The 14,764-nt window shown below is 46.7% G+C and carries 6 protein-coding genes, 1 tRNA gene, 2 rRNA genes and 1 riboswitch; of the genes, 6 read left to right on the forward strand and 3 right to left on the reverse strand.

The annotated features are described in order from the left end of the window. The first annotated feature begins 199 nt into the window (after positions 1–199). The 4 genes from PK654_RS01390 (at position 200) to metA (ending at position 4,709) form a co-directional block, all read left to right on the forward strand. A 23S ribosomal RNA gene (locus PK654_RS01390) occupies positions 200–3,087 on the forward strand. A gap of 131 nt (positions 3,088–3,218) precedes the next feature. After that, positions 3,219–3,334, forward strand: a 5S ribosomal RNA gene (gene rrf / locus PK654_RS01395). 29 nt (positions 3,335–3,363) lie between these two features. Beyond that, positions 3,364–3,440: transfer RNA gene (locus PK654_RS01400), tRNA-Asp, on the forward strand. A gap of 327 nt (positions 3,441–3,767) precedes the next feature. Then, the gene (gene metA, locus PK654_RS01405) at positions 3,768–4,709 is read left to right on the forward strand and encodes a homoserine O-acetyltransferase MetA (protein WP_271697233.1); all 942 of its coding nucleotides are present in this window, start codon (positions 3,768–3,770) and stop codon (positions 4,707–4,709) included. 33 nt (positions 4,710–4,742) lie between these two features. Here metA and PK654_RS01410 read toward each other — a convergent pair whose 3' ends face one another. Then, positions 4,743–6,014 carry a cation:proton antiporter gene (locus PK654_RS01410; RefSeq protein ID WP_271697235.1) on the reverse strand — a complete coding sequence of 424 codons (1,272 nt, stop codon included), beginning with the start codon at positions 6,012–6,014 and terminating at the stop codon, positions 4,743–4,745. A gap of 188 nt (positions 6,015–6,202) precedes the next feature. Between PK654_RS01410 and metH the strand changes: the two genes are divergently transcribed. Beyond that, on the forward strand, positions 6,203–9,883 hold the full coding sequence (gene metH / locus PK654_RS01415) for a methionine synthase (protein WP_271697238.1): 3,681 nt from the start codon (positions 6,203–6,205) through the stop codon (positions 9,881–9,883). 69 nt (positions 9,884–9,952) lie between these two features. On the opposite strand, the gene lysC is transcribed toward metH, so the two are convergent. Then, positions 9,953–11,308: a lysine-sensitive aspartokinase 3 gene (lysC, locus tag PK654_RS01420; RefSeq protein WP_271697240.1), complete on the reverse strand. Its 1,356-nt coding sequence runs from the start codon at positions 11,306–11,308 to the stop codon at positions 9,953–9,955. Positions 11,309–11,410: 102 nt separating this feature from the next. Beyond that, positions 11,411–11,587: riboswitch (Lysine riboswitch) on the reverse strand. 224 nt (positions 11,588–11,811) lie between these two features. Here lysC and PK654_RS01425 point away from each other — a divergent pair. After that, positions 11,812–12,930, forward strand: a complete 1,119-nt coding sequence (locus PK654_RS01425; RefSeq protein WP_271697242.1) for a pyridoxal-phosphate-dependent aminotransferase family protein — start codon at positions 11,812–11,814, stop codon at positions 12,928–12,930. Between the two features lie 77 nt (positions 12,931–13,007). Here the strand turns inward: PK654_RS01425 and PK654_RS01430 are convergent, their stop codons facing one another. Further along, complete coding sequence (locus PK654_RS01430; RefSeq protein ID WP_271697244.1) at positions 13,008–14,762, reverse strand: PglL family O-oligosaccharyltransferase; 1,755 nt, start codon at positions 14,760–14,762, stop codon at positions 13,008–13,010. Between the last annotated feature and the right edge of the window lie 2 nt (positions 14,763–14,764).

The following is a 14,764-nucleotide window of genomic DNA, read 5'->3' on the forward strand; positions in this document are numbered from 1 at the left end:
CTAATTAAAAGTTCTCAAATCCTAAGTCTTTTTTAGATTTAGGTACCAACACACATTCAAGTGTTCTTGGAAGCAACATTACTGAGTAATGATGCTTATATTTGAGTCCGGCAAAATCGAAATGTCTCTCGCTCATTCAAATAATGAGAGACACAAACCTTGGTTGTTTGCCATACATAGAAACCTCTTGGGGTTGTATGGTTAAGTGACTAAGCGTACACGGTGGATGCCTTGGCAGTCAGAGGCGATGAAGGACGTATTAACTTGCGATAAGCGTAGATTAGGCAGTAAAAGCCACTTGAGTCTACGATTTCCGAATGGGGAAACCCAACTGCATAAGCAGTTACTGTTAACTGAATACATAGGTTAACAGGGCAAACCCGGGGAACTGAAACATCTAAGTACCCGGAGGAGTAGAAATCAACCGAGATTCCGAAAGTAGCGGCGAGCGAAATTGGATTAGCCCTTAAGCTTTTAATGATGCAGGTGAATGGTCTGGAAAGTCCAGCGATACAGGGTGATAGCCCCGTAACCGACACGTCATTATTAGTGAAATCGAGTAAGGCGGGACACGTGATATCCTGTCTGAATATGGGGGGACCATCCTCCAAGGCTAAATACTACTGACTGACCGATAGTGAACCAGTACCGTGAGGGAAAGGCGAAAAGAACCCCTGTGAGGGGAGTGAAATAGAACCTGAAACCGTGTACGTACAAGCAGTAGGAGCACCTTCGTGGTGTGACTGCGTACCTTTTGTATAATGGGTCAGCGACTTATATTTAGTAGCAAGGTTAACCGATTAGGGGAGCCGTAGGGAAACCGAGTCTTAACTGGGCGTCGAGTTGCTAGGTATAGACCCGAAACCAGGTGATCTAGCCATGGGCAGGTTGAAGGTTGAGTAACATCAACTGGAGGACCGAACCGACTAATGTTGAAAAATTAGCGGATGACTTGTGGCTAGGGGTGAAAGGCCAATCAAACCTGGAGATAGCTGGTTCTCCCCGAAAGCTATTTAGGTAGCGCCTCGGACGAATACTACTGGGGGTAGAGCACTGTTAAGGCTAGGGGGTCATCCCGACTTACCAACCCTTTGCAAACTCCGAATACCAGTAAGTACTATCCGGGAGACACACGGCGGGTGCTAACGTCCGTCGTGGAGAGGGAAACAACCCAGACCGCCAGCTAAGGTCCCAAAGTATAGCTAAGTGGGAAACGATGTGGGAAGGCTCAGACAGCCAGGATGTTGGCTTAGAAGCAGCCATCATTTAAAGAAAGCGTAATAGCTCACTGGTCGAGTCGGCCTGCGCGGAAGATGTAACGGGGCTAAGCTATACACCGAAGCTGCGGCAATATCTTTTAGATATTGGGTAGGGGAGCGTTCTGTAAGCCGTTGAAGGTGAACTGTAAGGTTTGCTGGAGGTATCAGAAGTGCGAATGCTGACATGAGTAACGATAAAGGGGGTGAAAAACCCCCTCGCCGGAAGACCAAGGGTTCCTGTCCAACGTTAATCGGGGCAGGGTAAGTCGACCCCTAAGGCGAGGCCGAAAGGCGTAGTCGATGGGAAACGGGTTAATATTCCCGTACTTCTTACAATTGCGATGGGGGGACGGAGAAGGCTAGGTGGCCTGGCGACGGTTGTCCAGGTTCAAGTGCGTAGGCTGATTTCTTAGGTAAATCCGGGAAATCTTAAGGCCGAGACACGATGTCGAGCGCCCAAGGGCGTGAAGTCATTGATGCCATGCTTCCAGGAAAAGCCTCTAAGCTTCAGATTGTAAGGAATCGTACCCCAAACCGACACAGGTGGTCGGGTAGAGAATACCAAGGCGCTTGAGAGAACTCGGGTGAAGGAACTAGGCAAAATGGTACCGTAACTTCGGGAGAAGGTACGCTTCTGACGGTGAAGTCCCTTGCGGATGGAGCTATCGGAAGTCGCAGATACCAGGTGGCTGCAACTGTTTATTAAAAACACAGCACTGTGCAAAATCGTAAGATGACGTATACGGTGTGACGCCTGCCCGGTGCCGGAAGGTTAATTGATGGGGTTAGACTTAGGTCGAAGCTCTTGATCGAAGCCCCGGTAAACGGCGGCCGTAACTATAACGGTCCTAAGGTAGCGAAATTCCTTGTCGGGTAAGTTCCGACCTGCACGAATGGCGTAATGATGGCCACGCTGTCTCCACCCGAGACTCAGTGAAATTGAAATCGCTGTGAAGATGCAGTGTACCCGCGGCTAGACGGAAAGACCCCGTGAACCTTTACTACAGCTTGGCACTGAACATTGAGCCTACATGTGTAGGATAGGTGGGAGGCTTTGAAACTGTGTCGCCAGATACAGTGGAGCCATCCTTGAAATACCACCCTTGTATGTTTGATGTTCTAACTTAGCCCCGTTATCCGGGGTGAGGACAGTGCCTGGTGGGTAGTTTGACTGGGGCGGTCTCCTCCCAAAGAGTAACGGAGGAGCACGAAGGTGGGCTAAACACGGTTGGACATCGTGTGGTTAGTGCAATGGCATAAGCCCGCTTGACTGCGAGAATGACAATTCGAGCAGGTGCGAAAGCAGGTCATAGTGATCCGGTGGTTCTGAATGGAAGGGCCATCGCTCAACGGATAAAAGGTACTCCGGGGATAACAGGCTGATACCGCCCAAGAGTTCATATCGACGGCGGTGTTTGGCACCTCGATGTCGGCTCATCACATCCTGGGGCTGAAGTCGGTCCCAAGGGTATGGCTGTTCGCCATTTAAAGTGGTACGCGAGCTGGGTTTAGAACGTCGTGAGACAGTTCGGTCCCTATCTGCCGTGGGCGTTGGAGAATTGAAAGGGGCTGCTCCTAGTACGAGAGGACCGGAGTGGACGAACCTCTGGTGTTCGGGTTGTGTCGCCAGACGCATTGCCCGGTAGCTAAGTTCGGAATCGATAACCGCTGAAAGCATCTAAGCGGGAAGCGAGCCTTGAGATGAGTTCTCCCTGATACTTTAAGTATCCTAAAGGGTTGTCGTAGACTACGACGTTGATAGGCAGGGTGTGTAAGCGTTGTGAGGCGTTGAGCTAACCTGTACTAATTGCCCGTGAGGCTTAACCGTACAACACCCAAGGGGTTTTGTTTTGGACTCAAATAGAACATTGAATGTGTAGAGACACGAACTTTTAAACAGCTTTCCGATTTGTTGGTTTTCACTTTTTTAGAAAAAGTGAAATCAAAAACAGAATTTTGCTTGGCGACCATAGCGTTGTGGACCCACCTGACTCCATGCCGAACTCAGAAGTGAAACGCAATAGCGCCGATGGTAGTGTGGGGCTTCCCCATGTGAGAGTAGGACATCGCCAGGCTTTTAAATTTGTCTAACCAGACACGCAGCGGAGCGGTAGTTCAGTTGGTTAGAATACCGGCCTGTCACGCCGGGGGTCGCGGGTTCGAGTCCCGTCCGCTCCGCCACTTATTTGAAACCTCAGTAGAAATACTGGGGTTTTTTCGTATCTGGCGTATTACTTTTGGCCTTCGGCCAACGAGTCCCGCAAAAGGTTTGCCCGTAGACCGCAACCCCGGACTAGGCGTCCCCGCCGTCCGCCACTTATATTAAGCCTTAGACTGGCCGTCCGCGACTGGCCGTCCGCACAGAAATGCTGGGGCTTTTTGGCGTTTAAGGGAAATAAAAGCTCTATAGATAAATTTTCTTCTTCTCTTCTGTTCAAAAACTCGACTTCTCCTGCTCCATAAGCTAATCTGGCTATATAGACGTCTAGATAGCTTATGGAGAGAGCCGTGCCAATTAGGATCCCTGACAGACTTCCTGCCTCCGATGTACTCAAAAACGAGAATATTTTTGTTATGCCTATGTCACGGGCATCAACACAGGAAATTCGTCCGTTAAAGGTACTGATTTTAAATTTGATGCCGAAGAAAATTGAGACCGAAACTCAGTTTCTCAGGTTGCTGTCGAACAGCCCGCTACAGATAGATGTAGAACTGCTGCGTATTGATAACCGGCCGAGCAAAAATACCCCAACAGAACACTTAGATACCTTTTATCGTCAGTTTGAAACCGTCAGGCAACGCAATTTTGATGGTTTAATAATTACCGGCGCACCATTGGGGTTAGTACAGTTTGAAGATGTGATTTACTGGGAGCATCTTGAAAGCATCATGAACTGGGCCAAAGATCATGTGACTTCAACACTATTTGTTTGCTGGGCTGCTCAGGCTGGTCTGAAATTACTTTATGACCTCCCGAAAAAAACGCGCAAAGAGAAGTTATCGGGTGTTTATACCCATAAGATTCATGATATCTACCACCCGATTTTAAGAGGGTTTGACGATAACTTTCTCGCGCCACACTCAAGGTATGCAGACTTTACTTCTGAGTTTTTGTTAGAGCATACGGATCTGGATATTCTGGCCACGTCTGACGTAGCAGGGGTTTATCTGGCAGCAACTAAAGATAAGCGGAATGTCTTTGTCACCGGACATCCTGAGTATGAATGTCACACCTTACACAACGAATACGTAAGGGATCTTGGTGAGGGGATGGATCCGGCTATACCGGTAAACTATTACCCTAACGATAATCCGGATAACCAGCCGATAGCCAGCTGGCGTAGTCATGGACACTTGTTGTTTTCGAACTGGTTAAACTACTGTGTATACCAGCAGACACCTTACGATTTGGAACACTTCTCAGAAGACAACTTTACAAGAGATGATTAATAAAAAGGGTAGCTCAGCTACCCTTTATCGTATCTACTCTTCTGCAGATTTGGCTTTGTTAATCAGGGGAGTAATGGTCGCTCCCTGAACCAGTATTGAGAACACAACCACAGAGTAGGTCATCACCAGGATAATTTCCCTGACATCTATTCCTTTCTCCGGGATAACCATAACACCGGCAGGAATGGCCAGTGCCATCGCTATCGCAAGACCACCCCTTAAGCCACCCCAGGTCAAAATCTTCACTGACCAAGGGTTATATGTGCGGAATCGGCGGAAGCCGAGGTAAGAGATAAATACACTCAGATAACGGCTTAGCAGAACAAGAGGAATAGCCAGTACCATCAAAATCCAGTCTTCTTTATGGAATTCAAAAAGAAGCATTGAAAGGCCGATAAGCAGAAACAGAACGCCGTTGAGGAACTCATCTACCAGTTCCCAGAAATGGTCTAGATGCTCTTCGCTCTCTTTAGAGAAACCGACAAAGCGTGTCCAGTTACCAATCATGATGCCTGATACCACCATGGCCAGAGGACCGGAGACGTGAATAATATCAGCGAAAACGTAACCTGCTGTCGGGATACCAATGGTAAGTAACAGCTCCATGGAGTGATCATTGGTTGCGCTAATCAGATAGTGAAAAACCAAACCTAAAACAAAGCCGTAGAGAATTCCTCCGACCGCTTCATGCAGAAACAGTAGGCTTACACTGCCGACCGTTGGTGCTTCACTACCAAAAGCAATAGCAAACAGGGTGACAAACAGTACCAGACCAAAGCCGTCATTAAACAGCGATTCGCCCTCTATCTGAGTCGATATCCGTTTTGGAGCGTCCAGCTTTTTTACAATGGCGAGAACAGCAATAGGATCCGTTGGTGAAATAAGTGCGCCGAATAGTAAGCAGTAAATAAAGCCTAGTTTAATACCTAGCAGACTGACAATGGCAAACAGTACCAGACCAATAAAGAAGGTAGAGAACAGAGTTGCAAACAGAGCCAGCACCGTGATCTCCCACTTCTGATCTTTCAGGTTAGGAAGTTTAATTCCCAGTCCGCCGGCAAACAGCAGAAAGCCAAGTATTCCCTTTAACAGGAAAGCTTCAAAATTAATTTCAGCTATGGTGGTAGATGCAATTTCTATCAGATTAAACCAATCGTTATGTCCGGCAACTATGATTAGAAGTGAAAGCATCATTGAGCCGGCGGTGATGGCAATGGTGGTTTGCATTTTTCCTATTTTGCTGTTGATAAATGCAATCGCCATTGCTGCAGCTGCAAGGAAACAGAGAGTGTAGTAGACAGTCATGGTTAATCCGGTTGATGAGAAAGTGTGAATTCTCCTCCTGAATTGTTTAATTATCAATTGTCATATGAAAAATAAATGTTAATTCAGATGTTTATTCTGACAGAGAGTATTTTTAATTTTAGACGTCTAGATTTCTATATTGGCTGTGATAGGATGTAGCGATATAAGTAATGGATTGAGGTTGTACTGTGACTGGAAGCAAGATTAGAGAGCAAATAGAAGAGATACTTAAACAGCGGATTTTACTGATTGATGGTGGTATGGGGACCATGATTCAGGGCTATAAACTGGAAGAGAAAGAGTATCGCGGAGAACGCTTTGCCTCCTGGCCATCTGATCTGAAAGGCAACAATGATCTCCTTGTTCTTACCCAGCCGCAGATAATCAAAGAGATCCATTCAAAGTATCTGGAAGCCGGCGCAGATATATTAGAAACCAACAGTTTCAACGCTACAACCATTGCTATGGCTGACTATGATATGGAGAGCCTTAGTGCAGAGATAAACTTCGAAGCTGCACGTCTTGCCCGTGAAGTTGCTGATGAATGGACAGCAAAGACGCCTGAAAAACCAAGATTCGTTGCTGGTGTACTGGGTCCGACCAACCGTACTTGTTCTATTTCCCCAGATGTAAATGATCCGGGATTCAGGAATGTCAGCTTTGATGAGTTGGTTGAAGCTTATAGTGAGTCTACCCGCGCTTTAATTGAAGGTGGCTCAGATCTTATCCTGATTGAAACTATTTTCGATACCCTGAATGCTAAAGCGTGTGCGTTTGCCGTTGAATCAGTTTTTGAAGAACTGGGAACGGAACTTCCTGTAATGATCTCCGGAACCATCACTGATGCATCGGGAAGAACCCTGTCAGGACAGACTACAGAGGCATTCTACAACGCATTACGACATGTAAATCCGATCTCTTTCGGGCTTAACTGTGCATTAGGGCCGGATGAGTTAAGACAGTATGTAGTAGAGATGTCGAGGATCTCCGAAAGCTTTGTCTCTGTTCACCCTAACGCAGGTTTGCCAAACGCCTTTGGTGAGTATGATCTGTCACCGGAAGATATGGCAGAGCATGTTGAGGAGTGGGCAAAAAGTGGCTTCCTGAACCTTGTTGGTGGTTGCTGCGGCACAACACCTGAACATATCCGTCAAATGGCCAAGGTGGTTGAAGGTATTAAGCCTAGAGCCCTGCCTGATATTCCGCGTGCCTGTCGTTTATCGGGTCTTGAACCGCTGACTATTGATAAAGACACCCTGTTTGTAAACGTTGGTGAAAGAACCAATGTGACCGGTTCTGCACGATTTAAGCGTCTGATCAAAGAAGAGCTTTATGATGAGGCGTTAGAAGTTGCCCGCCAACAGGTAGAGAACGGCGCGCAGATCATCGATATTAATATGGATGAGGGTATGCTGGATGCCGAAGCCTGTATGGTTCGGTTCCTTAACCTATGTGCTTCAGAGCCTGAAATTTCTAAAGTGCCTATTATGGTTGACTCCTCTAAGTGGGAGGTAATTGAAGCTGGCCTGAAATGTATTCAGGGCAAAAGCATTGTTAACTCAATCTCCCTTAAAGAGGGCAAAGAGAAATTTATCGAGCAGGCTAAGTTGATCCGTCGCTATGGTGCGGCTGTGATAGTAATGGCCTTTGATGAGGTTGGTCAGGCTGATACCCGTGAGAGAAAACTGGAGATCTGTACCAATGCTTACCGCATCTTGGTGGATGAAGTCGGCTTTCCGCCGGAAGATATTATCTTTGATCCGAACATCTTTGCTATCGCGACAGGGATAGATGAACACAATAACTATGCGGTAGATTTTATTAATGCCGTCGCGGATATTAAGCGGGATCTCCCTTACGCCATGATCTCTGGTGGTGTTTCCAATGTTTCGTTCTCTTTCCGTGGTAATAACTATGTGCGTGAAGCTATTCATGCTGTGTTCCTGTACCACTGTTTTAAACACGGTATGGATATGGGTATTGTTAATGCCGGACAACTTGAAATCTACGACAATGTACCGTTAAAGCTGCGTGATGCGGTTGAAGATGTGGTACTAAACCGTCGTGAAGATGCTACAGAACTGCTGCTGGATATTGCCAATGAGTATCGTGAAAACGGTGTCGGTAAAGAAGAAGATGCATCAGCACAAGAGTGGCGCGGCTGGCCGGTAGAAAAACGCCTTGAGCATGCTTTGGTGAAAGGAATTACCGAATTTATTGTTGAAGATACAGAAGAAGCACGCCTTAATGCTGAGAAGCCTCTGGAGGTGATTGAAGGGCCTCTGATGGACGGTATGAACGTTGTCGGCGATCTGTTTGGTGAAGGTAAGATGTTCCTGCCACAGGTAGTAAAATCTGCTCGGGTAATGAAGCAGGCGGTTGCGCATCTGGAACCATTTATTAATGCGGCTAAACAGGCTGGCAGCTCTAACGGTAAGATCTTGCTGGCTACAGTAAAAGGCGATGTTCACGATATCGGTAAGAACATTGTTGGTGTGGTACTGCAATGTAATAACTACGAGATTATCGATCTCGGGGTGATGGTGCCTTGTGAACAGATACTTAAAGTCGCTAAAGAAGAGAATGTTGATATTATCGGTCTTTCAGGCCTGATCACGCCTTCTCTTGATGAGATGGTACATGTGGCGAAAGAGATGGAGCGTCAAGGCTTTGATCTTCCTCTTATGATTGGTGGTGCAACAACCTCAAAAGCACATACCGCCGTTAAGATCGAACAGAACTACTCTCACCCTGTGGTTTATGTAAACAACGCTTCCAGAGCGGTGGGTGTCTGTACTTCTCTGCTTTCTGATGAACTCAGGCCTCAGTTTGTTGAGAGGCTGGATAAGGAATATGACAGAGTAAGAGATCAGCACAACAGAAAAACGCCAAGAACTAAGCCGATCACTCTCGAGCAAGCACGTGAGAACAAGGTTGATATTAACTGGGCAGAATATACTCCTCCTGTGCCTGTTAAAGCTGGTGTGCATGTATTTGAACCGGAGAGCCTGAAAGAGCTGCGCAACTATATTGACTGGACTCCATTCTTTATGACCTGGTCATTGATGGGTAAATACCCGACGATATTTGAACATGAAGAAGTAGGTGAAGAAGCGAAACGCCTTTATCGTGACGCTAATCTCTGGCTGGATAAAGTTGAAAAAGAAGGGCTGCTTAAGGTTAAAGGTATTTGCGGACTGTTTCCTGCCAACTCTGTTGGTGATGATATCGAGATTTATACTGACGACAAACGCAATCAGCTCGCCAGTAAACTGCATAACCTGCGTCAACAGACAGAGAAACCGAAGGGCTTTAACTACTGTTTGTCTGACTATATAGCTCCTAAGCAGAGCTCAAAACCAGACTGGGTTGGTATGTTTGCTGTTACCGGTGGAATCGGGGAGCGTGAACTGGCTGATCAGTTTAAAGCTCAGGGAGACGACTATAACTCTATTATGATTCAGGCCGTTGCTGACCGGCTGGCTGAAGCTTTCTCTGAATATCTTCATGAAAAGGTCCGAAAAGAGCTATGGGGTTATGCGGCGGATGAAAATCTTACTAATGAAGAACTCGTCCGGGAGAAGTATCAGGGAATTCGTCCTGCACCGGGTTATCCGGCTTGTCCTGAACACAGTGAAAAGCAGCAGATATGGGATCTGTTACAAGTGGAAGAAAAAATTGGTATGCAGCTGACTTCCAGCTATGCCATGTTGCCGGGCGCATCGGTATCAGGCTGGTATTTCTCTCACCCTGATTCAAGATACTTTGCTGTGGCAAAGATTCAAAAGGATCAGCTAGATGATTATGCCGAGAGAAAAGGCTGGGATGCAGAACAGGCTGAACGTTGGCTGGCGCCAAATATCGATTAAGTTGCTTTACTCTTTGATGTTAAAAATAAAAGGTCGGCAATTTGCCGACCTTTTCTGTATATGCAGTGACTATTCTCTTAATTCAAATAGCTCCTGATGCAGCATCTGAACGGAACGTCTTGAATCAGCTGAACGGACAAGGAAGCAGAGATTATGCTGGCTGGCTCCGTAACAGATCATTCTCAGGTTAATATCTTCCAGCGTACCAAACACTTTTTTGGCGTAACCTTTACACTCGCTCATATTGTTACCTATCAGGGCAACCAGACAGAGATCTTGTTCTATCTCAACACTACAAAGTTGTTCCAGCTCTTTTTGCGCTTCGGCAGGCAGTTCGGGTGAGCCACCGGCAGTGTTGGTTTGATCTAACGTCAGGGAGACGCTCACCTCTGATGTAGTAATCAAATCAACGGAGATCTTATAACGCGCCAGAATCTTAAATACTTCAGCCAGGAAACCATAAGCATGGAACATATTAGGGCTGTGCAGGGTTACCATGGTCTGGTTGCAGCGCAGTGCGATAGCACGGAACAGCGGGGCACTTTTCACTTCTTGCTTGATCCAGGTTCCGCCTTTCTCTGGCGCTTTAGAAGAGCCGACAAAAACCGGGATTTGATGTCTCAGGGCTGGCAGAAGCGTTGAAGGGTGCAGAATTTTGGCACCAAAGTTAGCCATCTCTGATGCTTCACTAAAACTGATTTCAGGAATTGGTGAAGCTTTAGGGGCGATACGGGGGTCAGTTGTATAAATACCCGGAACATCGGTCCAGATTTCAAGGCCTTTGGCTTCAACGGCTTCAGCGATAAGGGCGGCACTATAGTCGCTGCCACCGCGCCCAAGTGTGGTTGTATTGCCTTCAGAGTCTGATCCGATAAAGCCTTGCGTGATAACGACATGTTTCTGACAAAGGGGGACCAGCTTTTCCTGAGCCAGCCGGGAAATTTCTTCCAGTTCCGGTTCTGCTTTCCCGTATGCCGCCGATGTCCTCATTACTTCACGGATATCAAAGCGGACGGCGTCTATGCCACGCTCTTTCATTAGTTGGGTAAGAATGTAGGTCGACATCAGTTCGCCGCTGGCAACAAGCTGATCGGTAAGCTTGTCGCTTGGTTGCTGTTCGGCTTGCTCTGCAACCATGGCGACCTGTTTCAGCACTTGGTGAACGTTATTTTCCGTCTCCAGAGGATCGGCTAACTGATCAATAACGGAATTGTGCAACTCAGTTAACTGACGTAACAGCTCTTTCTGACGTTCAGAGTTGACGCCACTGGCCAGTTCAACTAACAGATTAGTCACCCCTGAACAGGCACTGCTTACCACCAGTTTAGTGTCTGGATTGTTTTCGATAATGGCTGCACAACGACTCATAGCGGTAAAGTCCGCAACGCTAGTTCCGCCAAACTTAGCGACATTAAATGTGCTCACACTAATTCTCCCTTTTTATTCATCCATAAAATTGCTGAAAACTTAATTGTTATCAAAGAGAAGAGTATTCGGGAGCGGAGGAAAAACATCAGAAATGAGTATAACCTCAGAAGCTCCCCACCAGATGTTCCGGTGACAGTCAGCAGGATTCAGCCTGCTCAACCGACAAGTAATTACGCTCACTAAATACTCATCTCGGCATTGCTCCCCCTCAGTGTAGTGTATTGGAGTTGAGGCTCCACAAAACACTTGCCTGGGCAATGCTCCTCTTCTGTAATGATGTTCATTGAACGTTTTTGCAGCAGGAATGTCAATGGCTAAATGAATTTTTAGTCAAACTTTATTCATTGCCTGTATATCTGGTTTGACCTCTAGACTTGAGTCGAATTGTTGAGTCTGCTGAAATGTTCTAATCTAAGTCATTGCTTTCAATATTACCGAGCACAAATCATAAGGTAGTTTCGATAAACAAAGAACAAAGTTGATGTTCAAAGGGAAAAATTATGACAATACAGAGCTTTATTCCACCTAAGCGTACCCTGATGGGGCCAGGGCCATCAGATATCTCTCCTCAGGTACTTCAGGCACTAAGCCGCCCTACAGTCGGACATTTAGATCCTCTGTTTATCGCTATGATGGATGAGCTAAAACAACTGCTGAAATATGCTTTTCAGACTGAAAATGAGTTTACTATTGCTGTCTCAGCACCGGGAAGTGCCGGGATGGAAGCCTGTTTTGTTAATCTGGTAGAACCCGGCGATAAGGTCATTGTCTGCCGTAATGGCGTGTTTGGTGAGCGGATGCGTGAAAATGTCGTCCGCTGTGGTGGTGAAGCTATTTTGGTTGATGATGAATGGGGTCAACCGATCAGCCTTGAAAAAGTAAAAGCCGCTCTGGATGAACATCCTGATGCCAAGGCTCTGGCTTTTGTTCACGCTGAGACTTCTACAGGCGTAGTTAGTGATGCAAAAGCTCTGAGCGAGCTGGCCAGAGAGAGAGGAGCACTAACCATTGTTGATGCAGTAACTTCTCTTGGCGGTGTTCCTCTGCTGGTGGATGAGTGGCAGTTAGATGCTGTTTATTCGGGAAGTCAGAAGTGCCTCTCCTGTGTGCCGGGTTTAGCTCCACTGACATTCTCACAAAAAGCCGTTGATAAGATTCGCCAGCGTCAGCATCCTGTACAGAGCTGGTTTCTCGATCAAAGCTTAGTATTGGGTTACTGGAGTGGAGAGGGTAAAAGGAGTTACCACCATACTGCACCGGTAAACAGCCTGTACGCCCTGCACGAGGCTCTGTTGATACTGAAGAATGAAGGCCTTGAAAATGCGTGGAAACGGCATCAGATAATGCACGAAAAGCTTAAAGCCGGTCTGGAGGCAATGGGGATCTCTTTTGCTGTTGATGAAAGCTGCCGTTTACCTCAGCTTAATGCCGTTAATATACCTGAGGGTGTCGACGATGCAGAAGTCAGACAGAGGCTGTTAAATGAATACAATCTGGAGATAGGTGCAGGATTGGGCAAACTGGCGGGTAAAACATGGCGTATTGGTTTAATGGGCTATGCGGCACGATCTGAAAATGTGGCTTTATGCCTGAAAGCCCTTGAAGAGACATTGAACTAAAAAACTCTGTATTAAAGAGTAAGGCGGAGATTACTCTCCGCCTTTAACATCAATTGACTAGGTTATCGCTGCCCGGTTTAATTCTGTTTTTCGGTTTTTACTATCGGTTCAAGATAGAGCATAGAAAAGTCGCTATCCGGAAACAGGTAACCTGCCTCATCTCTTATCTGCTCAGCCTTGCTCACTTCTCCTGTAGCAAAATAGGCCAGAATCAGATTCCGGTACAGAAGTCTGGTCGGTTGCTTTTTAATAGCCTGACGGGCCCACAAAATAAACTCTTGTGTGCTTGCTAAATCTTGCGCGACAAGGCCGGAGCGGAAACGGCTGCTATGCTTCAGCCACTCTACCTGATTCTGAAATGAGAGTGGGGCAATAATTTCTTCTAACACCTTTTCCTGTTTCGGGTAGCTTTTAGCAAATTGCGTTAGCTGATAGCTGGCCTGAAAAGTCAGAGCCATATAGCTGCATAACGCTAAAGGAAGCAATAAAGCGAACATTCTCACGCCACTGTTTATGTATTTATGTGTAGCGTACCGTTTGTATTTGGCCGTTCTCTGATCGACCCAGTACAGCAGGATAACAAAGGTTACCCAGTGAATAGCGGACAGGTTAAAAGGATTCTCTATCTGAGCATGCAGGGCGATAGGCATTAACAGGGCGAAGATCGCCAGCCGGGTTCCTTTACGGGTAGAGCTGATTCTCATCAGCACCAAAAAGGCCGCCAGTGAGATACCCAGCACAGGTAATAGCCCACCTTCTATTCCCCAGTAGAGAACTTCATTAAACGGATGCCGGATATTTTCTACTGCGGCAGGGTAGCCCGGATTGAGCTGATGTTGCCGTGCGGTGTAAAGGATATACTCAGCTTCAAATCTACCCTGTCCGTAACCGGTAAACGGCTTTTCGATAAACATATCCGCCGCCTGAGGCAGAACTGTTTTTCTGGCACTCTCTAGCTCTACTTCTCCGGCAACATAGCCGCTGTTGCCGGAAGAGAAGGCGATGATAAGTCCGATGGCGATTCCTGCAAGCAGAGAGCCAATCCAGCCAAGAAAACGCTTTCTGGTAGAAAACTTAAACAGGTAGGGCAGTAATAATGTCACGGAGATTAATGTGATTAGCCAGCTTGTTCTGGAGGCCAGCAGGATGATCACCGGAGTCAGAATCAGAGGAGCAAGATAGAGCAGAGTGGTTCTGGAAATTTTCTCGCCATACTTTCTTTGCTGGCGGGACAGCAGGTAACCGGAAAGCACTAAACCTGAGGCCAGAAAGGTGCTCATAGTATTAATGTTCTGAAAAATACCATAAGGCTGATTGGATGTTTGATCGTAGCCGATTAGATTACCCTGACCGAGAAAGAAATACTGTATATAGGCCAGCAGAGCCTCAATTAAAGCGGCCAGAACAATAAACCACAGTAACCGTTGCTTATGAGCATTACTTAATGAAAACTGCTGAAGGAGCAGAAAAAGAAGCCAGCCCAGCCAGAGTCCCGTCAGCTTGTTAACCGTACCGGTTATTGCCACGGGAACTGAGTAAACAAAAGGAATCGACATAATCAGGCAACTGATTAGCAGCCCTATGGTCAGTTTAGAGTAACGGACTTGCCTGTTGACAACTATCTGCCGTAAACCGATAAAAAAGACCCAGCTTAGTCCCATCCAGATGGCGATATTAAAAGGAAGAGATAAGCCGGACTGGCCATTATTAGGAATGTAAAAATGCATGGCCAGAAGATAGATAAATCCAATGGCGTACATAAATCTACGGTTTAGTGGGGCTTTCGCTTTTACCGGAGCTAATCGCGTCCCGCCAAGGTGCAGAATAGCCATGC

Origin of the sequence: Vibrio sp. SCSIO 43137 (assembly GCF_028201475.1) — a bacterium.
Classification (GTDB): Bacteria; Pseudomonadota; Gammaproteobacteria; order Enterobacterales; family Vibrionaceae; genus Vibrio.

Excerpts from the sequence above, each read along its gene's own strand:
- PK654_RS01410 (WP_271697235.1), bottom strand. The coding sequence starts at position 6,014 with ATGACTGTCTACTACACTCTCTGTTTCCTTGCAGCTGCAGCAATGGCG.
- PK654_RS01425 (WP_271697242.1), top strand. The coding sequence starts at position 11,812 with ATGACAATACAGAGCTTTATTCCACCTAAGCGTACCCTGATGGGGCCA.
- PK654_RS01430 (WP_271697244.1), bottom strand. The coding sequence starts at position 14,762 with ATGGCTATTCTGCACCTTGGCGGGACGCGATTAGCTCCGGTAAAAGCG.